The organism is Nocardia sp. MDA0666, from assembly GCF_003023875.1.
Classification (GTDB): domain Bacteria; phylum Actinomycetota; class Actinomycetes; order Mycobacteriales; family Mycobacteriaceae; genus Nocardia; species Nocardia aobensis.
This window is the reverse complement of sequence record NZ_PYHT01000034.1, coordinates 36,066-54,616: the sequence shown is the minus strand read 5'-3', so window position 1 is coordinate 54,616 and position 18,551 is coordinate 36,066. Positions and strand designations below refer to the sequence as shown.

Below are 18,551 nucleotides of genomic sequence, written 5' to 3'. Positions count from 1 at the left end.
GCATGCTGAAACACCAGGTAGAGACGGAGTTGGGGGAAGCGTGACGCACGCGCGACTGGACCATATCGAAGAGGATTCGAGCCGCGGAATCGTCCGGGCGCCCGATCTGGCGCGGGTGACCATTCTGGCCAAGCACACGCAGGTCGATATGGCGATTCCGGTCGACGTTCCGGTCGCCCTGGTCATTCCGAGCGTGGTCGACATGGTGGCGCAACACAGTCGCACCAACGACTTCGACAACGGCGGCGAGCAATTCCAGCCGGCCGAGTGGGTACTCGCGCGGATCGGGCAGCCGCCGTTCTCCAATTCGCTGAGCCTCGGCGAACAGGGTGTCCGCGACGGCGAACTGCTCATGTTGGAAAGCGCCGATCATGTGGCGCCGAGCCCGCTGTTCGACGACATCATGTACAACGTCGCGATTGCCGACACCGACCACTTCCGCAGCTGGTCACCGCAGGTCGCGCGGATCACCGGCGCAATCATCGCGGTACTGACCATGCTCGCCGGCTGCACAGGCCTGCTGGCCGCGCCGGATGCCATGGCGGGCTGGATCACCGGGTCGATCGCCGCCGTGCTCACCATCCTGCTGGTCGTGGCGGGCACCGTGATGAGCCGCATGTACGGCGATACCGGGTCGGCGCTGGTACTCGGCGGGTGTGCGCTGCCGACCGCGTTCGCCGCGGGCATGTTGATCGTGCCGGACCATTACGGCTGGGCGAATCTGCTGCTCGGCTCGGTACTCGTCGGCGCGACCGCACTGCTCGCCTGGCGAGTGAGCGGCGTCGGCTTGGCGCTGTTCATCGGCGCCACAACACTTTCCGTCTTCGCGATCCCGGCCGCGCTGGTCGGATTGCTCACCGATCAGCCGGTGAAGGCGATCGGCGGTGTGGCCGCGGCCCTCGCGCTCGGGGCTCTGTCGCTGGCCCCGCGAGTCTCGATGCTACTCGCGAAACTGCCACTGCCGCCGGTACCTTCGCCCGGCACCCCGATCGATCCGACCGAGGACGATCCCGATGATCACCGCGCGCTGCCCACGATGGACGTGCTGCGCACGAAAGCCGAACGGGCACGGATGTATCTGGCCGGTCTGGTCGGCGCGACCATACTGGTCACCGCCGTCGGCGCGCTGGCGGCCACCGATCCGACTGCGGACAGCCCGTACTGGCCGGGCATCGCGCTGGCCCTGGTGTGCGCGGTGGTGCTGATGTTCCGCAGCCGCACCTATGTGAGCGCCGAGCTGGCCGTGGTACTGATCTCCGGTGGAGCCGCCATCCTGCTGATCATGATGGTCGGCGCGGCCTTCGTGGTGGAACAGCCGCTGGCGGTCTTCGGCGCGGCCATGGTGATGCTGATCGCCGCCCTGATCCTGGGCACGATCGTGCCGAACCAGTCGGCGACCCCGCCGATGCGCCGCGCGGTCGAACTGCTGGAATACGCGTTCGTGGCGGCCGTGCTGCCGCTGGTGTTCTGGGTGGCCGACCTCTACACGCTCGTTCGATCGCTCTGAGTCGCGCATGAATCCGAAAAGGTTCGGGCAGCGCGTTATTCGCGTCGCGGCGGTGGCCGCTGTCGTGGGGTTGAGTGCGTCGGTGGGTGCCGGGTCGGCGGTGGCGGATCGTCCGCCTGCGATCGATCCAGGGCTGATGCCCCAAGGCCCCCCGATGGGACCGCCCGTCGTTACCGAGCAGGGTTCCAACTCTCCGTGCGCGAATACTCTGACCGGAGGCGACGGCCCGACAGTGCCCGATGCACAGCGAGCCCTCGGGATCGAGAAGGCCTGGCAGTTCTCCAGGGGCGCCGGGCAATTGGTCGCAGTCATCGACACCGGCGTTGCCCCCAATCCACGGCTACCCGGTTTGATCGGAGGCGGCGATTACGTCTCACATGGAGACGGCACCGAGGACTGCGACGCGCACGGGACGTTCGTCGCAGGGATCATCGCGGCCAGTCCGGTCGCAGGTCAAGGATTCGCGGGCGTTGCTCCCGACGCTCGAATTCTCAGTATCCGCCAATCCTCTTCGTACTTTCAGGAGAAGGGCGCCAACCGCGACAAGGGCCCGGATGCCATGCCCGAGGGGTACGGCTCGACGCAAACCCTCGCGTGGGCGGTAAGACACGCGGTGGATATGCACGCCACCGTCATCAATATGTCGTTGACGGCGTGCAAGCCGGTATCCGAACATCTCGAGGATCGTTCGCTCGGTACGGCAGTCCAGTACGCCGCCCAGCACGATGTCGTCGTGGTCGCTGCCGCCGGAAACACCGACAAGGACTGCAAGAACGCGAAGAATCCGGTGCTCGACCCGCTGGACCCGACGGCAGATCCGTGGAGCAAAATCGATTACGACGTCTCTCCCGCACGCTACGACGACTACGTACTTGCTGTTGGCTCGGTCGATTCGAACGGTCAAGCATCGAAGTTCACGGTTCCCGGACCGTGGTTGGGCGTGGCCGCACCAGGTGAGAGTCTCATCTCCCTCGATCCGCGTTTCAGCAGCGCAGGGAGCAAGAGCACAGCAACAGGCAAAGTCGATATGCAGGGGAATCGTGAACAAATCACCGGAACCAGTTTCGCCTCACCATATGTCGCCGGTTTGGCAGCGCTGGTCCGAAGCCGATTCCCGGAGCTGAGCGCCCCCGAGGTGATCAAGCGCATCGAGGCCACCGCGCACGCACCGGCCGAAGGCTGGAATCCCTATATCGGCTACGGAGTGATCGACCCGGTAGCCGCCCTCACCGATCAGGTTCCCGCCCAGCTCCCGCCGAAGGCCCAGCACCCGGTCGCGTCCCGCCAGCTTCCGGTCCCGGCGAACCCGCCGGCACCGGACCACACCGCCCGCAATGTGGCGCTGATCGGTTCCGCGGTCATCGCCGTCATGTGCATCCTCGGTCTCCTGGCCTCGTTTCCGATCCGCCGGAAGTTTCAGCCCCGGGACAAGTAGACGTGTGGCCGCGAAGAGAGTTCTCTTCGCGGCCACACGTCTCAAGCTGAACTCGATGCCTTCCGCAAACCGGCCCGCCGAACCGTTGTGCCGTTGAGATGACGGCCCGTAGTTGCGGATGCACGGACCTTAACCGGCGGTATGGGTCGGTGGATAGAAGTTCTGTGGCCCCTCCGGGTTGTTGTAATCAACAGACGTGCATCCAGATCGTTCCTGTGGGTGAGCACGCACACAATCATCGTAAGTCGGATACCACTCCGGCTGGGCTTCGGCAATTCCTGCCGAACCAACAACTACGCCGGCAGCGATACCGATTCCTACGATCGCGTTTCTAATCATTTCTTATCTCCTGAGTTGCAGTGGATACAGCTGACCGGGAATTGCAGTGAGCACGGCTGAAATGCCGCTGCTACAGCGAAAGCACCCCCCTTAAGTCAAACCGAGCCGAGTCTTCCGGGGCCGCAACAATTCCGAGCGGCTAGCGTCGCCGCTTCGGAGGCTCCTTCGAGAGGTCGCCATCCCCTTGGCATCTGGAATCGATGACGCCCAATGCCGCGTTGTTCTCCCGCGCCACGTCGTCCACTTCCTCTATCCGGTAACGGATTTGGCGGACGCTGTCTGCATACGTCCCGGCGATCCGCTCCATCTTCTCGGCCCAGTTCATGCGCTCTTCACCTCCGGAACGGAGCTCCCAGTTTCGGATGCTTCTGCATCAGACGGCGTTGTGTCCGATCGGGTCGTCCACAGGTCACCGAAACGAGAATCCTCGGATAGCGCATTGGGCGTGCCCCCATCAGCGGCGTCGATGAAATCTGGCTCCTCCTGTCGAATCGACGCACCGTACTGGATCTTCGGCCGATGCTCCGTCTCTCCCTCGGAACGTGCCGCAGCGCCGTGCATCCCACCGAAGAGTCCACTCGGCGACATCAGCGGAGAGGTGTTCGCTGCCGTAGAAGCGGCCGGCGAATACGAGGTCGCCACAGTTCGATTGGCTGACGCCTGATCCGGAATCGGCCTTCCCTCGTTACCCGCAGTTCCGTTTTTCGGAGGCGCGCCATCCTGCGCTGGACCGGTTGGGTGGCCGGCTTCGCCCGTCGTAGCGGCTTGGCTTCCTGCGTTACTCTGCGCCGACGGCGGTTTCGGCTGACCGTGATCCTGCGGACCACCGTGGCCGCCGCTGCTCTGCTGCCCCGAGCTCGAGTGTTGCTCGGCGGCCTCGCCGGGATGGCTGTGGTGATCGATCAACTTGTCGATGCGCTCCGCGGCGTCGACTCCCTCCTTGACCAGTCCGGTGATCCCGTCGGAACCGACGACGGACTTTAACACCTCACCGAAGTCCTTTGCCGTCTCTCCCACAGCCTTCAACGGGTCGCCGATATGGGTCAAGATATCGGGAATCTTGCCGGTGATTTGACTCGCTGCGGTCAGCACGTTGGCGATGTCTCCCGGACGCCACTCACCAACTTTGCCCATATCGGTGACGGATGTCGGCGTCTTTGCGGGCTCGGTCGACGGCGACTGCTGAGTCGGCGAACCTTGTCCCTGCTGAGTCGGCGTCGTCTTCGATGCACCGTCGTTGCCCTTTGCGGGGGCGGACGACGAGACGGGTGTAATGAGAGTCCCCTGTCCCGGCGGCGTATCGCCGGCCGGCGCGGAAACCGAGGTGACCACCGGCTTCGAGGTCGACTGACCCGATACATCCGACATCGGCGCCGTGGAGGTACCCGCCGGTGCGGTCGATGTCAGCGCGGCCGCCGGCGTCACCGACATACCGCCGAAGAGCGCCTGCGACACATCCCCCGGCTTTCCGGCTTCCAGGCTGGTGGCCGCGGACGGCTGGCCGTTCGGTCCGGTATACGGCGAAGACCCCAGACTTTCCAACGCTGCCGCCAACTGGTCGTACACACCGGTTACGGCGGTATGGGTGGCATCGGTCAACGCGGTGAATGCGGCTATCTTTCCATCCAGCGCTGGGACGAATACGTTGTCGAGCCAGCGCTTCGAGTAGGTGGCCGGGTCGTCGGCCGCGCCGATTTCCGGAAGGATGTCGCGCACCTTTGTGCGGTGCTCGTCGACATCCGCCGCACCGCCGAAATCACCGCGCGCATAAGATATGACCTTATCGATTTGGTCAGCCGACTTCCCCGCGAGTGTGTTGGTCGAGAAATCGGTGCGGACGGCATCCGCCTTGGTGCGCACCACATTCTCCAACTGCTCGGCGGCCGCCGACAACGCTCGCGCGATACCGTCGAGGTTGTCGTGCTCCTTGCCGATCTGATCAGCCACCCGCTGCACCATCTGGGCGGCGTTGTCCGCTCCCGTAGAACCGCTCCAGCGGGAGGGTAGCTCACGCAGACGGACCCGCTGGTCTTGGATTGCGGCACCGATAGCGCCATTGAGCTCCTGACCGATCGCCGTGCCGATGGCCCGCAGCGGCTCGACATCCATCCCCCGCTGCTGATCGTAGCGAGCCGTCAGCGTCGCCTCGTTGCCACCGGACGGATCGGCACCGGTCCATGCCTTGTACCGCGGGATGAATGTGCTGAAGAAGTTCAGACCCTCTTTGCCGGAATCGAGCAGCTTGTCGATTCCGGTGTTCGACGAATCTCCGTGCCTCATATGTTCACACTGTTCTGCGCGATCGCCGCGCCCGAGCCCTGGTCGACCTGGCCGTTCGTCACCGCAGCCTGTCCCACCGCCGCACCGGTGTCGTTGACACAGTTGGCCCACATGAACATCCGCCTGGAAAGGCCCTCCAGTCCGCGAGAGACCTGTTCACCGCGCGCGGTGTAGTGACTACCCGCATCGGTGGCATTGAACTCTTGCACTGCTCCGGACAACATGCGCGCACTGTCGTTCAGCTGCTGGGCAGACCTCTGCAGATCGCTCGAAATTGCCTGCACTGCAGGCACATCCATGTACAACAAGATCCCCCGAAAAGTCAGATGGCGCAACTTGCAGCTACAAGCCGCGCCACACAGCCATGCACGCCGATTCTAACTGTACCAACTGAAATAGCAAGTGCTAGAGCAGTTCTCACGGCAGTGGCAGGCCCGGTGGGGCGAACACCGCCTTACTAACCACTCCTTCAGTACGGCAAGCCCTGAACCAATGGCGCTACCTGTGCCCCTCAGCTGCCGCTACCGCCGCCTCGACGACCGCAGTCGATACAGCCACCGCGTCCGTCAGCCCAGCGACTGCTTCATCGGGGGTGTCTTGGATGGAGTCAGGGACTACATCGGCAATGTGGAGAACGGCCTCCGATTCGGTAACGCAGATTCGAAGGTTGTAGTTACCCTTGTCGAGGACCTTCAATGTCCGAGCTGCAAGCTTTTCGAGTCATTATTTCGGTCGTTCTTCTGGCATTAACACAACGCCTCGCCTCAACGGATCCAGCCGCGATTGACGCGAAGCGAATCACTCAAAGATGGAAGTCGGAATTTTCGTCACGTATCGAAACGCCGAAGCATCAGTGACAAATCAATGCATTGATGGACGCAACTTCAACCCACCTTTATCACATTACGAGCGCTGTCTCTGCGACGTATTCATGGAAGCTGTCGAGCGATTTCGCCAAAAGTAGAGACAGCTAGATACTCCCAGCCATGATCTTCCCCTCCCGCGCAGATGACGCTCCAACTCCCCTTGGGCGATCATGAAAACTATTGCACCATAAGCTCGTTCATGGAAAAAGCTGCGAATCTCGTTGCCTGAGAGCACGTCCTGAGCGAAGCAGGCGGATGTATGCCGGCGACGACACCGTGCAGTGAGTCGGCATTCGAGGGTGCTGAATGCAGAGGTGACGCGCTTGGGATTGGATCGCCACGGCCGCAAGAGCGTTGCGAGCGCCGCCATTTCGGCGACGCGCGGCGGGTGACAATCACCGCGGCTCGCCGAACCGCCAGCGGGTCGCCCCGCCCGGCTCGACCGTCGACAGCGCCGTCGCCGCGTGCGGCACGATGCGGTAGACGTACCAGGGCGGCGGGCCGGCCGACGGTGCGCTGAAGTCGGCGGTCAGGGCCGCGCCGGAATCGTCGACCCGGCACGGCCACCCCTCACCGGCCCAGTCGGCGGCCCGCTGCGCTACCGTCGCCGGGTCGGTGACGCGTTCGGCGGTGCCGTTCACGCTGAGGTCGAACGTGTCCAGCGCGACGCTGAGCGTGCAGCGCTGATCGCGAGAGATATTGCGGGCCTTGCGTGTTCGCGGCCCGGTTTCGAACCAGAAGGCACCGTCCACCCAGAGGGCGCCCACCGCGGTGACATGTGGGCTGCCGTCCGGATCGATCGTGGCGAGCCAGCAGGTGTGCCGATCGGGGCCACCCGTCCCGGGCGCCTGCGGGAATCCGGCGTTCAGACCGGCCACGACGGCGGACCAGTCCAGCGGATCGAGGTCGTACAGTTCGGCGAGGTTGGTCGTCTGCATGGTGTTGTGACGAGGCGCGGCCGCCGTATTCATCGCCGGGCGCGCCGTCAATTCGTCCGTTATAGGCGATATGCCCTGGTCGGCGGGGGTGAATCCGTCCAAGATCGACACGGGCAGCGCGGCGATGACTCAGTATTTCTGACAGCGGCGGTCCAGCGGTACGGCCGTCGCGGGTCGTCGCACGAGGGGCAGGAACAGCCATGACAGTCGCCGGCAGGCAACGTCTCACTCCCGATCAGCGCAATTCGTTCATCGCGGCCCAATTGGGCTGGACGATGGACGCCTTCGATTTCTTCCTGGTCGTCTTCGTCTATGCCGATATCGCCGCGTCCTTCGATATGCCGAAATCCGACGTCGCGTTCATCACCACGGCGACACTGATCATGCGGCCGGTGGGCGCGCTGTTGTTCGGCCTCTGGGCCGACCGGGTGGGCCGGCGCATTCCGCTGATCGTCGACGTCGCGTTCTATTCGGTGATCGGGTTCCTGTGCGCGTTCGCACCGAATTTCACTGTGCTGCTGATACTTCGGCTGCTCTACGGCATCGGCATGGGTGGCGAATGGGGACTCGGCGCGGCGCTGGCGATGGAGAAGATCCCCGCCGAGCGGCGTGGCTTCTTCTCCGGACTCCTGCAGGAGGGCTACTCGTTCGGCTATCTGCTCGCGTCACTGGCCTCGCTGCTGGTGATGAACTGGCTCGGCCTGTCCTGGCGGTGGCTGTTCGCGCTCTCGGTGATTCCGGCCCTGATCATCCTCGTGATCCGGACCCGGGTGGGTGAATCGGAGGCGTGGGAGAGCAGCCGGGAACGTATGCGGCTCACCCAGACCTCGTTGCGTGACGTGGTGATGAATCCGGTCGTGATCCGCCGCTTCGCCTATCTCGTCCTCCTGATGACCGCGTTCAACTGGATGAGCCACGGCACCCAGGACATCTACCCGACCTTCCTGTCCGCGATCGACAACGGCGGCGCGGGATTGTCCTCGGCGACCGCGAAATGGATTGCGGTGGTGTACAACATCGGCGCCATCATCGGTGGTCTGGTGTTCGGCAGCCTCTCGCAGAAGTACGGCCGCCGCTACACCATCATTTTCTGCGCACTGCTCGGACTGCCGATCGTGCCGTTGTTCGCCTATTCGACGACCGCGGCCATGCTGTGCCTGGGATCGTTCCTGATGCAACTGGTCGTACAGGGCGCCTGGGGTGTCATACCGGCACATCTGACCGAACTGTCGCCCGACGCTATCCGCGGCTTCTACCCGGGCGTGACCTACCAGCTGGGCAATCTGCTCGCCTCGCTCAATCTGCCGATCCAGGAGCGGGTGGCCGAGAGCCACGGATATCCGTTCGCCCTGGCCGTCACCATCGTCCCGGTGTTGATCGCGGTGGCCTTCCTGACGCTGATCGGCAAGGAGGCCAAGGGGATTCGCTTCGGCACGAACGAGAGCGCGCTACCCGAGACGCCCGCCCGGCAATAGCCGGGTCCGGCTAGTTCTGCGGTTGCTGCGCCGACTGGTCCTGCTTGGAACGCACCAGCTGCTTGGCCGGATTCGGGTCCGGCGCCACGCCGTCATGGGCCACCATCGCCTCCTGACGGCCGAGCGTCGGACCGGCGGCGAGCAGGCCGACGATCTGATACGGCGCGAGTTCGGGCTTGGCCTTGTCGGCGTCCATCCCCAGGGCCTTCTGCGCGGCGGCGTCCTTGATGCCGTAGCGCACCCCGGTGTCGGCGATGTAGAACATGCTGTCGCGGCGCTGGCTGTCGGCCTCGATACCGGTGGTCTGGACGAAGAATCCGGAGCCGGGCGTGGAGTAGAAGGCATCCACGTTCGGACCCGAACCGTCGGCCTGGGCCAGCGGCGTGGTCTGCGCACTGTCGGGGATCGGCAGCGAATGTCCGGTCAGGACAGCCAATTCCGCGCGCTTACTGCCGTCGGCCTTGTCGGCGGCACCGGACAGCGGCTTCCACGACATGCATTCGATCGGCTGGTCCTTGGGGTCCACGACGGTGGGCGGCCGTGCCGGATACTGCTGCACCGGAAGCTCGTTCGACACCGGCGCCTGAGTGCTGTCGAACTGGCTGATCTCCGGATGATCCGAAGCGGTCGGATTCGAGTTGCGGATGATGTCGGCGGTCAGCGGCGAAATGGCCTGCAGACCGTCGCGCAGGACCACGTAGGACTGATCCTTGGTCTCCACATGCACCACATCGCCGATGCGGTGGTTGTTCAGCGGATAGCCCGGCGTACCGCCCGGATCGGTGATCTTCGGCGGGACGATCGGCAGCACCTCGGGCACCGCGTTGAGCAGGCCGGCGCTGATCGGCCGCGGCGTCATTCCCCGAATGCCCAGGGCCTCGGTAACTTTCGGATCGTTCATATCGACCCGCGCGCGCTGATTGTCGTAGATCAGATAGGCGGCGTCGCGCCCCTGCACCAGCAGTGCCTTACCCGAATCCAGCTTGGCGGCCTTGGAACCCAGCGACGGATCCCCGGCAAGCACCGTCGTGGTCAGGTCACGGCTGCCGTCGTTCTTCAGCTCGTCGCAGATCGACCAGGCGCGGCCTTTGCCGCTGCTGTCGAAGTTCAGCGAGGACGGCGCACCCGGAATGCCGATCAGCGCCCCGCGCGGCTTCTTCGCCAGCTCGGATTCCTTGATGGACACCGCTTTTGCCGGTTCACCGACCGCGAGCCGCGCCGACGCCAGATTCAACGACGGGTGCACGACACCGTCGATGACGGCGTAGACCGCGCCGGAATCCTTGCCCAGCAGGATCTTGTTGTCGCCGATCGAGCCCTGCGGCCGCAGCAGCGCGAGCACACCGCAGCCGGCCAGCGCGACGACACCCAATACCAGTCCCGCGGCATAGGCGCGCGACTGCGAGCGCATCGGATCGTGCAGCATCCGCACGTCCCGGCGTACCAGGGCATGCTCCATTCGCCTGACCAGGAAGCGATAGCCGCTCACCTGCCAGCGCGTAGTGGGCTTTGAAGGCATGAGTCCTCCCCCGAACAGTGCTCGCGTTCGCCCAACACAGTACAGTTCAGCAGGACTGAAGTTCAGCTCGGCCATCGAGGAATCGGCCGACACCGGGTACTTGGGGGACGACGATGGCCGAATCCAGCGGCACCAACAGCCGCCCGCTCCTCGGACGGATCTCGCTGCCGAATCTGCTGGCCGCACAGTTATTGGGGCTGGTCGTCGGGCTCGTCGTGCTCGCGGTCGGCGTACCCGGCTGGTACGCACTGGGTGCGGCGGTCGTGGCCGGTCTGGTGCTGCTCGTCCCGATCGGCAAGCGCACCATCGCCTCGTGGATCGCGACGGTGTGGCGCTACGTCACCCGCCAGGACTACGACCTCGGCGATACCGTCGATTTCCGTGGCCCGGACGGTCGTTCGCTCGGTCTGTACTGGGAGGGCAGCCGCGTGGTCGCCGTCGTCGAGGTGCTGCCGCCCAAGGGCGGTCTGACCCGCATCGACCGCAACACCGTGCACGCCTCGCATCTGCTGCCGTTGCCCGAGCTGGCACAGTGCCTGAGCCAGCACGACATCCTGCTGTCCGGTATCGACATCATCAGCCACGGCCACCGCAGCCGCTCCGGCACGCCCGCGGGACCGATCTACGAATCGCTGCTCGGCCCGCTGCCCGCGACGGCGCACCGAACCGTCTGGCTCGCAATCAGTTTCGACGCACTGGCCTGTCCGGAGGCCGCGGCGCGGCGCGGCGGCGGTACGGAGGGCGCGGGCCGGGCGGTCACCATCGCGACCCAGCGCATCGTGCGCGCCCTCGAGGACGCCGACTGCGCGTCCCGCGTGCTCACCGCGCCCGAGATTCGAAAGGCCGTGTGGCAGATCAGCGCCGGGGTCGACCCGCGGGCGCTGACCCACCGCTGGCGCTACGCGGAACTGGGCAACAGCGTGAACATCGGCGCGGCGGTCGATCCCAGGCAGCTGGGCTCGGATCTGCTGGCACAGCTGTGGGTCGCGCCGTCGCGGGGCACCACGGTCGCGGTCCGCCTGCGGCCGGGAAGTTCACCCGAGACGGTGAACATCGGCGCGGCCTGGCGATTGACCGCCCGGGAGCTGCCGGAGAAGACCAAGCGCAAGGGCATGGTGTCGCTGAGCGGCCGGCATCGCCAGAGTCTGCTCGCCCACCTGCCGATCGCCATCCCGGGCGTGGACGACACCGTCCCGATGAGCCAGTACCCGATCGACGTCGTCGGCGTCCTGCATCTGCCCTCGTCGGGCTGTGGTCAGCTGATCGGCTCCGACGAGGACGGTAACGGTGTCGCGGTTCGCCTTGTCGGACAGGGTATTTCGACCGTCTACGTGGCGGGCGAGTTGTATCTGGCGCAGCAGCTGGTGTTCCGGGCGCTGGCCGTCGGCGAGCGCATCCTCATCCGTACCGATCGCCCGCACGCGTGGGAGCAGCTGGTCACCACGATCGGCAATCCCGAGCGGCTCACCATCGCGGTGGAAACCCATCAGAGCGACGCCGGATTCACCGCGGCCGTGGTCGACGGTGTGCTCGCGCCCGCCCCGCATGCCGGCGTGACCACGATCTACGTCACCGGCGATCCGATGGGCTGGCCGGCCACCAACCCGGATCTGTCCATTCACCAGCCGGGCGCGATAGGCAACCATGTGGTGATGCGGACCGGAACCACCCAGGTCGATCTGACGCTGGTCTCGATTCCTCGGGAAACGACCTACATCGGCAGTCCGCGGGGCCGCCGCCTGATGCCGCAGCAGGATCCCCGGCAGCGAATGGCACAGTCGCACAACTAGTTTCGCCGGACTCCTCGACCGGCACACAGACCGACGGCGCGCCGGAACCGGCTCAGCCCGGATACGGGTCGGTTCTGCGCGCCGTGCGCAGATGGCGCGCCCACCACGCCCATTGCCGCAGGAGCCGCTGCGCGGCGTCGACCGCGGCGCCGTCGGCGGTATTGCCGTCCGCGTCGAATTTGCGTTTGGCCTCGTGAAAACTCACGCTCTCGCGCAGCGACACCATGTGGATTTCCGCGACGACCTGGCGCAATTGCTCGATCGCTCGCAGGCCGCCCGACAGGCCGCCGTAACCGACGAATCCGATGGGCTTGGCCCGCCACTCACGCTTGGCGCTGTCGAGCGCTGTCTTCAGCGAGGCGGGATAGCCGTGGTTGTACTCGGAGGTCACCGCGATGAATCCGTCCGCGGCGCCGATCCGCTCCCGGAAGGCCTCCACCTGCGGCGTCGTCGTCAGGTCGGTGGGCAGCGGAGTGTGTGCCAGATCGATGACGCCGACGTCGAGGCCGGCATCGGCGCGGGCCGTGCGGAGGAACCAGTCCGCCACCACGGGCGCGAACCGCTCGGGCCGCACACTGGCGACGATGACCTCCAACCGCAGCGGATCGTCCATGGCGTCAGCCTAGTCGGCGCCCTCTCGCCACACCGACGGCCTGCTCGCCGAGCGTGCCTGCCGCACCGATACCCTGTGGCCCGGGCGAAAAATCTTCGAGCGCCATTTCGGACGGCTGTGGCCGACCGGGCACCGCGGATCGATCAGAAGGGGGCGAAATTCGTGATTCTCGGACATTGGTTGCTGATCGAAACACTGGACATTCCGCCCACCTGGTCGGTGCTCGCCGTCGATACCGCACCGCGGCGCTGGAAGTCGTTGGCCCGCACCGTGCCCTCCCGGCTGATGCCGATCCTCACCGCCGCCGCCGCGAGCGGTGGAACCGTCGAGCGGCAGCTGCCGAAATCCCGTCACGCCTGGTCCGGGTACCGCGCCCGCGCGATCGCGCTGACCGGGCCCGACGAGCGGGTACACGCGGTGCAGATGTGGGTGGGTCCGGGCGACCCACCCGCGCCGCCGCCGGTCGCCACCCATCTGCTCGACGCCCGCACCCGGCGCACGGAAGTGCGGTCCGCGGGGCTGGGCCCGGCATTCGACCGCAAGCGCAGCGTCTGGATCGGGGCCGAATCCTTCGAACACGTCGAGCGTTTCGACGATGCCCTGGACCTGGCCGCGATCGTGGCACGCGCCGCGCCCGGATCGCGCTGGTGCGGCGACATCTGCGTGCGCACGCCGGACGGGCTGCGCACGTTGATGATGGCGACGCGCAACTCCGCCGCCGATCCCTACCTGTGGCGCGGCATTCTGGCCGATGTCACCGAAAGCGTTCCGCCCCAGCCCAAGTCGTTCGAGGCGGCGACGGTCGAGACACTGGTCGGCCGCAATCCGGGAATGTATCTGGCGGTGGTCGACACCGAGCGGGTCCGGGTGATCCGGTGGATCAGCCCGCCGGTGCCGGGGCTCGACTGGTCCGGCGGCACCGACGAACGCACGCTGCCACATCCCGGCGACCGGGAGCGAATCATCGCCGCGCGCACGGCGATCCGGGCCGGCGCGCCGTCGTGGACGCTGCCGAATCTGCGGCTGGCGGATACGACCGGGGGGTGGATCACCGTGGACGTGGAGGTCTCACCGCTGCCCCACGGTCCGGACGGAACCGGCACGCCGCATTTCGCACTCGCCCGGATCGATCTGCGCGAGGCCGGTACCCCGTAGCGTTCGATGCGGTGCGCCGGTCGATCCGTCAGGGCAGTTCGAACGGCAGCGCCACCCCGGCATGCACCGTGCAGTGATCGCAGGTCTCGGTACCCTCGACACCGGCGACCGCGCGGCGCACCAAGGTCTTGAACGGCACCAGGTTGCGCTCGAATTCGGCGAAGACGGCGGCCGCGCTGACGCCCTCCCCGGCCTCCAGGCCCGCATCGAGGTCGGTCACCAAAGCGATAGCGGCATAACACATTTCGAGTTCGCGAGCGAGCACGGCTTCCGGGTATCCGGTCATGTTGACCAGTTCCCATCCCTGTCCGGCGAACCAGCGGCTCTCGGCCCGGGTGGAGAAGCGCGGGCCCTGCACCACGACCATGGTGGCGGCCGACTGCATCGGCAGTTCGGGCACCGCCGCCCGCGTCGCGACCGAGCGCAGGTCGTCGCAGTACGGATCGGCGAAGGAGACGTGGATACCGCCGTTGTCGAAGTAGGTCTGCGCGCGTCCGGAGGTCCGGTCCACCAGTTGGTCGGGAACGGCCACGGTGCCCGGCCCCCAGTCCGCCCGCAGGCTGCCCACCGCACACGGCGCGAAGATCCGCCGCACGCCGATCGACCGCAGCGCCCACATATTGGCCTGATACGGCACCGTGTGCGGGGAATATTCGTGCTTGCGCCCGTGCCGCGGCAGGAAGGCGACCTGGCGGCTCTCGACCTCTCCGACCGTGATCGGCGCGCTCGGCACACCATAGGGTGTCTCGATCTCGAGCGTGGTCGCGTCGTCGCCGAAGAAATCGTAGAAGCCGCTACCGCCGATGATGGCCAGCGCGGGGCGGGGATCCGAACTCATAACCGCAATTCTCGCGTACGCCGAGGCGGCGGCCCCCGCCGCCTCACCCAGCACCGGCTACCCTGACAGTACCCCTCGGATAATGTACCCTAGGGGGGTATGAACCACCAGGGCGGGAGCGAGGAACAGCCGGTGAGCGAGGATCAGATCAACACGGTTCGAACGGCCGAGGCGGCCGCGCAGCCCGGGCACGACCACGCCACCCACGGCTACATCACCGCCAAGGACGACTACCTCAAGCGGCTGCGCCGGATCGAGGGGCAGGCGCGCGGCCTGCAGCGCATGGTCGAGGAGGAGAAGTACTGCATCGACATCCTCACCCAGGTTTCGGCCATGACCAAAGCCCTGCAGGCGGTGGCCATGGGCCTGCTGGAGGATCACATCAGTCACTGCGTGGTCGATGCCGCGGTCCAGGGCGGCCCCGAGGCCGACGCCAAGATCAAAGAGGCCACCGACGCCATCGCGCGGTTGGTCCGCTCCTGAACGTCGGCGGGATTCCCCACGACCGCCGCTGACCTCGGCCGCGGCGGTCGCGGGGAGACGATCAGACTCGCGCGGCGAGCGCCGGGGCCAGCGCGCGCAGCACCCCGATGTGGTCCTCGTCGGTGACCTGGATGGCCACCTGATCGGCACCGGCCTTCAGATGCTCGACCAGCGCGTCGGCGATCTGCTCGGCCGAGCCGTGCAGTGCCAGCGCGTCGATCAGCCGGTCGCTGCCGGGCGGCGTCAGGTCCTCGTCGCCGAAGCCGAGCCGGCGCAGATTCGCCACGTAATTGCGCAGGTTGAGGTAGAACTCCGTGCGCGGGCGAGCGGTCAGGCGCGCCTGCACCGGGTCGGTGCTGAACGAGATCTTGTGTTCGGGCACGAGCAGCGCGTCCGGACCCAGAATTTCGCGGGCCTGCCGGGTGTGTTCGGCGGTCACGAGGTACGGCAGCGCTCCCGCGGTGCGGTCCGCGGCCAGCTTCAGCACCCGCGGCCCGAGGGCCGCGAGCGCGAGCTGCTGCTTCGGGACGCCGTTGGCGTCGAGCACGTCGACATAGTCGACGAGCGCGTCGTAGGGCTTGCGGAAATCCGAATCCTGCTCGGGATGCCCGGCGCCGAAGCCGAGGATGAAGCGGCCCGGGAAGCGCCGGTCGATGCGGTGGAACGATTCGGCCACCTGTTCGGCGGGCGCGGACCAGATATTGACGATGCTGGTGCCGACCGTCAGCGTCTCGGTCTCCTCGAGCAGCGCCTCCACGGCCGGTAGATCCGCCGGGGGCGAGCCGCCCAGCCACAATGTGCTGTAACCGAGCCCCTCCAGCTCACGAGCCTGCCCCGGTTCGAAGCCGGCGTAGTACCGCCAGACGCCGAATTTTCCGATATTCGTGGTTCGCGCACCCTCTGTCATAGTCGTTGCGAACTCCGTTGCGCGGGCGACTATTCCGCCCGGCGCCGAAAAAAGAATTCCCGTCGCACAATCTGGCACTCACACGACGAGAGTGCTAAATTTGGCATCGGACAGCTTCCGGCGCTCGCCGCCGAGGCGGGCGTCGCCACTGGATATGGAGGTGATTCCTGTGCTGAGGTTCGACCCGTTCCACGACATCGACACCGTTGCCCGGCAGCTCCTGGGGGATGCCGCCGGAACCACACGCGCGCCGCGTTTCATGCCGATGGACCTGTTCAAGGCCGGTGACCACTACGTCCTCAACGCCGATCTCCCGGGTGTCGATCCCGGTTCGGTCGACGTGAGCGTGGACAACGGCACCCTGACGCTGAAGGCGCAGCGGAGCCTGCCCGGTGACGAGCACGTGCAATGGATCGCGTCGGAACGATTCGCGGGAACGTACATGCGCCAGCTGTCGCTCGGCGAAGGCATCGATACCGACAACATCAGTGCCACCTACAACGACGGCGTGCTGTCGGTGACCCTGCCGATCGCCGAGAAGGCCAAACCGCGGCGCATCGAGATCGGCGGCATGGGCCGCGGCCCGAAGACCATCGAGGCCGGCCGCTCCGAGAGCTGACCCGCCGCGACAGGGATGTGCCCGCGCCATCGGCGAACAGCTGAGTGTGCAAGCAGCACAACACCATTCACCGGTGCAAGGTGGCCGGACGCGCGGGCGGAACCGAGGTTCGTCGCAGCGCGAAGGAGGTGAGACACGCACAACCCTCGAATAGCGACTCGTACGGCCCCGTGGACGCCGCGGGGCCGTCGGCCGTCTCGGGGGCGGGTCGCGCTGTCAGCTACCGCAGCAGCCGTCCGGCTCGGGGATCGTCCGCATCTCCCGGGTTTCGGCGTTGCGGGCGGCGAGGTCGGCATCTGCCGGGTAGTCGACGGCGATCAGACTCAAGCCGTGGGCGGGGGCGACGGTGACCGAGCTGGATCGTTCCCGTTCCGCGAGAAGGCTTTCCACCCATTCGGGAGTGCGGCGCCCCTCCCCCACCGCCAGCACCGCGCCCACCAGACTGCGCACCATGGACCAGCAGAACGCGTCGGCGCTGACATAGGCGGTGAGCATGTCGGCGACGAGGCCGGTTCCGGCGGCGAGCGCAGGGGCGACAGGTGTCGTCACCCAATCGAAGCGCTGCAATTCGCGGACCGTCGTCGCTCCTTCGCGCCGACGGCAGAATGCGGCGAAATCGTGCAGTCCCAACAGCTTTCGCGATGCCTCACGCATGGCGTCGAGATCGACGCCGGGGCGGCAGACGACCACGCTGCGGGCCAGCAGCGGCGGCGCCCCGTAGGGCGCGGTGGTGAGCCGATACGCGTAGTGGCGTCGGATCGCGGAGAAGCGGGCGTCGAATTCCGGTGGCGCCGAGCGAATCCCGGTGACGCGGACATCCTTCGGCAGGAAGCGCGCCAGCCGGTGCAGCAGCTTGTCGTGGTCGGGGAGCGCGGTCGTGTCGAAATGCGCGACTTGCCCTTCGGCGTGGACACCGGCGTCGGTCCGGCCGGCCACCGTCAGCTGAATCGGTTCACGCAGGACCTTGCTCAGCGACTCCTCGAGCACACCCTGCACCGTCCGCAGGCCGGGCTGGCGGGCCCAGCCGGTGAAATCGGTACCGTCGTAGGCGATATCGAGCCGTACTCGAACCGCAACCGAGGTTGCCGCCGGATCCTGCATGGTCACAGCCATTTCCTGGTTAACATGAGCGAAGCCCGCCGACCCGGAGGGGACGGCGGGCTCACTCGTGAATTCCCGACGCAGATCGAGAGGTCCCCGCACGTGGCGGGGACCAACTCATTCCGCCTTGTCCTCGGCGGGAGCCTCGGTGGACTCCGCCTCGGTGGCCTCGTCGGCCTTCGCCTCAGCAGCCTCGTCGGCCTTCGCCTCGGTGGCCTCGTCGGCCTTGTCCTCGGCGACCTCGGTCTTGGCCTGCTGGGCGGCGACCCGGCGAGCGCGATCGGCCTCGTTGGTCACGGTCTTCTCCCGGACCAGCTCGATGATCGCCATCGGCGCGTTGTCACCCTTGCGGGGAACGGTCTTGATGATGCGGGTGTAGCCACCCTCGCGGCCCTCGAACGACGGTCCGATGTTCGCGAAGAGCTCGTGCAGGACATCCTTGTTGCGGATGACCTTGAGCACCTCGCGGCGATCGGCCAGCGTACCGGCCTTGGCCTTGGTGACCAGCTTCTCGGCGTAGGGGCGCAGCGCCTTGGCCTTGGCCTCGGTGGTCGTGATCCGACCGTGCTCGAAGAGCGCCGTGGCCAGATTGGCGAAGATCGCCTTCTGGTGCGACGCCGACCCGCCGAAGCGAGCACCCTTCTTGGGCTTGGGCATTGGTTGTTCTCCTTAGGAAAGGCCGAGCG

17 protein-coding genes are annotated in these 18,551 nt (G+C 66.4%); 7 read left to right on the top strand and 10 right to left on the bottom strand.

Annotated features, from left to right (window positions below):
- Positions 1-40: 40 nt before the first annotated feature.
- Together eccD and mycP are read left to right on the top strand one after the other, a co-directional pair.
- Positions 41-1,507, top strand: a complete 1,467-nt coding sequence (gene eccD / locus C8258_RS30185) for a type VII secretion integral membrane protein EccD (protein ID WP_106958033.1) — start codon at positions 41-43, stop codon at positions 1,505-1,507.
- 7 nt (positions 1,508-1,514) lie between these two features.
- A complete protein-coding gene (mycP, locus tag C8258_RS30180) occupies positions 1,515-2,942 on the top strand; it encodes a type VII secretion-associated serine protease mycosin (protein ID WP_106958032.1) in 1,428 nt (475 codons plus the stop codon).
- Positions 2,943-3,420: 478 nt separating this feature from the next.
- On the opposite strand, the gene C8258_RS30175 is transcribed toward mycP, so the two are convergent.
- From C8258_RS30175 to C8258_RS30155, 4 genes are all read right to left on the bottom strand, one after another.
- Entirely contained in the window at positions 3,421-3,606 is a 186-nt protein-coding gene (locus tag C8258_RS30175; RefSeq protein ID WP_106958031.1) for a hypothetical protein, read from the bottom strand.
- On the bottom strand, positions 3,603-5,561 hold the full coding sequence (locus C8258_RS30170) for a hypothetical protein (RefSeq protein ID WP_106958030.1): 1,959 nt from the start codon (positions 5,559-5,561) through the stop codon (positions 3,603-3,605). The genes C8258_RS30175 and C8258_RS30170 overlap by 4 nt, the downstream gene beginning before the upstream one ends.
- Positions 5,558-5,860 carry a hypothetical protein gene (locus C8258_RS30165; RefSeq protein ID WP_146161368.1) on the bottom strand — a complete coding sequence of 101 codons (303 nt, stop codon included), beginning with the start codon at positions 5,858-5,860 and terminating at the stop codon, positions 5,558-5,560. The genes C8258_RS30170 and C8258_RS30165 overlap by 4 nt, the downstream gene beginning before the upstream one ends.
- A gap of 962 nt (positions 5,861-6,822) precedes the next feature.
- Entirely contained in the window at positions 6,823-7,416 is a 594-nt protein-coding gene (locus tag C8258_RS30155; protein WP_233225437.1) for a pyridoxamine 5'-phosphate oxidase family protein, read from the bottom strand.
- 149 nt (positions 7,417-7,565) lie between these two features.
- On the opposite strand from C8258_RS30155, the gene C8258_RS30150 reads away from it, so the two are divergent.
- Entirely contained in the window at positions 7,566-8,840 is a 1,275-nt protein-coding gene (locus C8258_RS30150; RefSeq protein ID WP_106958027.1) for an MFS transporter, read from the top strand.
- 10 nt (positions 8,841-8,850) lie between these two features.
- On the opposite strand, the gene eccB is transcribed toward C8258_RS30150, so the two are convergent.
- Positions 8,851-10,359 carry a type VII secretion protein EccB gene (gene eccB / locus C8258_RS30145; protein ID WP_106958026.1) on the bottom strand — a complete coding sequence of 503 codons (1,509 nt, stop codon included), beginning with the start codon at positions 10,357-10,359 and terminating at the stop codon, positions 8,851-8,853.
- Positions 10,360-10,472: 113 nt separating this feature from the next.
- Between eccB and eccE the strand changes: the two genes are divergently transcribed.
- Entirely contained in the window at positions 10,473-12,149 is a 1,677-nt protein-coding gene (eccE, locus tag C8258_RS30140; RefSeq protein ID WP_106958025.1) for a type VII secretion protein EccE, read from the top strand.
- Positions 12,150-12,201: 52 nt separating this feature from the next.
- On the opposite strand, the gene C8258_RS30135 is transcribed toward eccE, so the two are convergent.
- Positions 12,202-12,762 (bottom strand): NADPH-dependent FMN reductase, encoded by a 561-nt coding sequence (locus tag C8258_RS30135; protein ID WP_036498252.1) that lies wholly within the window; start codon positions 12,760-12,762, stop codon positions 12,202-12,204.
- A 162-nt stretch (positions 12,763-12,924) separates the two neighbouring features.
- Here C8258_RS30135 and C8258_RS30130 point away from each other — a divergent pair, with 162 nt between their 5' ends.
- On the top strand, positions 12,925-13,917 hold the full coding sequence (locus tag C8258_RS30130; RefSeq protein ID WP_106958044.1) for a GAF domain-containing protein: 993 nt from the start codon (positions 12,925-12,927) through the stop codon (positions 13,915-13,917).
- Positions 13,918-13,945: 28 nt separating this feature from the next.
- Here C8258_RS30130 and C8258_RS30125 read toward each other — a convergent pair whose 3' ends face one another.
- Positions 13,946-14,755, bottom strand: coding sequence for an S-methyl-5'-thioadenosine phosphorylase (locus C8258_RS30125; RefSeq protein WP_106958024.1), 810 nt, complete (start codon positions 14,753-14,755; stop codon positions 13,946-13,948).
- 132 nt (positions 14,756-14,887) lie between these two features.
- Between C8258_RS30125 and C8258_RS30120 the strand changes: the two genes are divergently transcribed.
- Positions 14,888-15,238 carry a metal-sensitive transcriptional regulator gene (locus C8258_RS30120; protein ID WP_369974845.1) on the top strand — a complete coding sequence of 117 codons (351 nt, stop codon included), beginning with the start codon at positions 14,888-14,890 and terminating at the stop codon, positions 15,236-15,238.
- A 61-nt stretch (positions 15,239-15,299) separates the two neighbouring features.
- Here the strand turns inward: C8258_RS30120 and C8258_RS30115 are convergent, their stop codons facing one another.
- Complete coding sequence (locus C8258_RS30115; RefSeq protein WP_106958023.1) at positions 15,300-16,145, bottom strand: LLM class F420-dependent oxidoreductase; 846 nt, start codon at positions 16,143-16,145, stop codon at positions 15,300-15,302.
- A gap of 169 nt (positions 16,146-16,314) precedes the next feature.
- Here C8258_RS30115 and C8258_RS30110 point away from each other — a divergent pair, with 169 nt between their 5' ends.
- Entirely contained in the window at positions 16,315-16,764 is a 450-nt protein-coding gene (locus C8258_RS30110) for an Hsp20/alpha crystallin family protein (protein WP_036498273.1), read from the top strand.
- 216 nt (positions 16,765-16,980) lie between these two features.
- Here C8258_RS30110 and truA read toward each other — a convergent pair whose 3' ends face one another.
- Together truA and rplQ are read right to left on the bottom strand one after the other, a co-directional pair.
- The gene (truA, locus tag C8258_RS30105) at positions 16,981-17,877 is read right to left on the bottom strand and encodes a tRNA pseudouridine(38-40) synthase TruA (RefSeq protein WP_199195901.1); all 897 of its coding nucleotides are present in this window, start codon (positions 17,875-17,877) and stop codon (positions 16,981-16,983) included.
- A 105-nt stretch (positions 17,878-17,982) separates the two neighbouring features.
- Complete coding sequence (gene rplQ, locus C8258_RS30100; RefSeq protein ID WP_106958022.1) at positions 17,983-18,522, bottom strand: 50S ribosomal protein L17; 540 nt, start codon at positions 18,520-18,522, stop codon at positions 17,983-17,985.
- Positions 18,523-18,551: the final 29 nt, after the last annotated feature.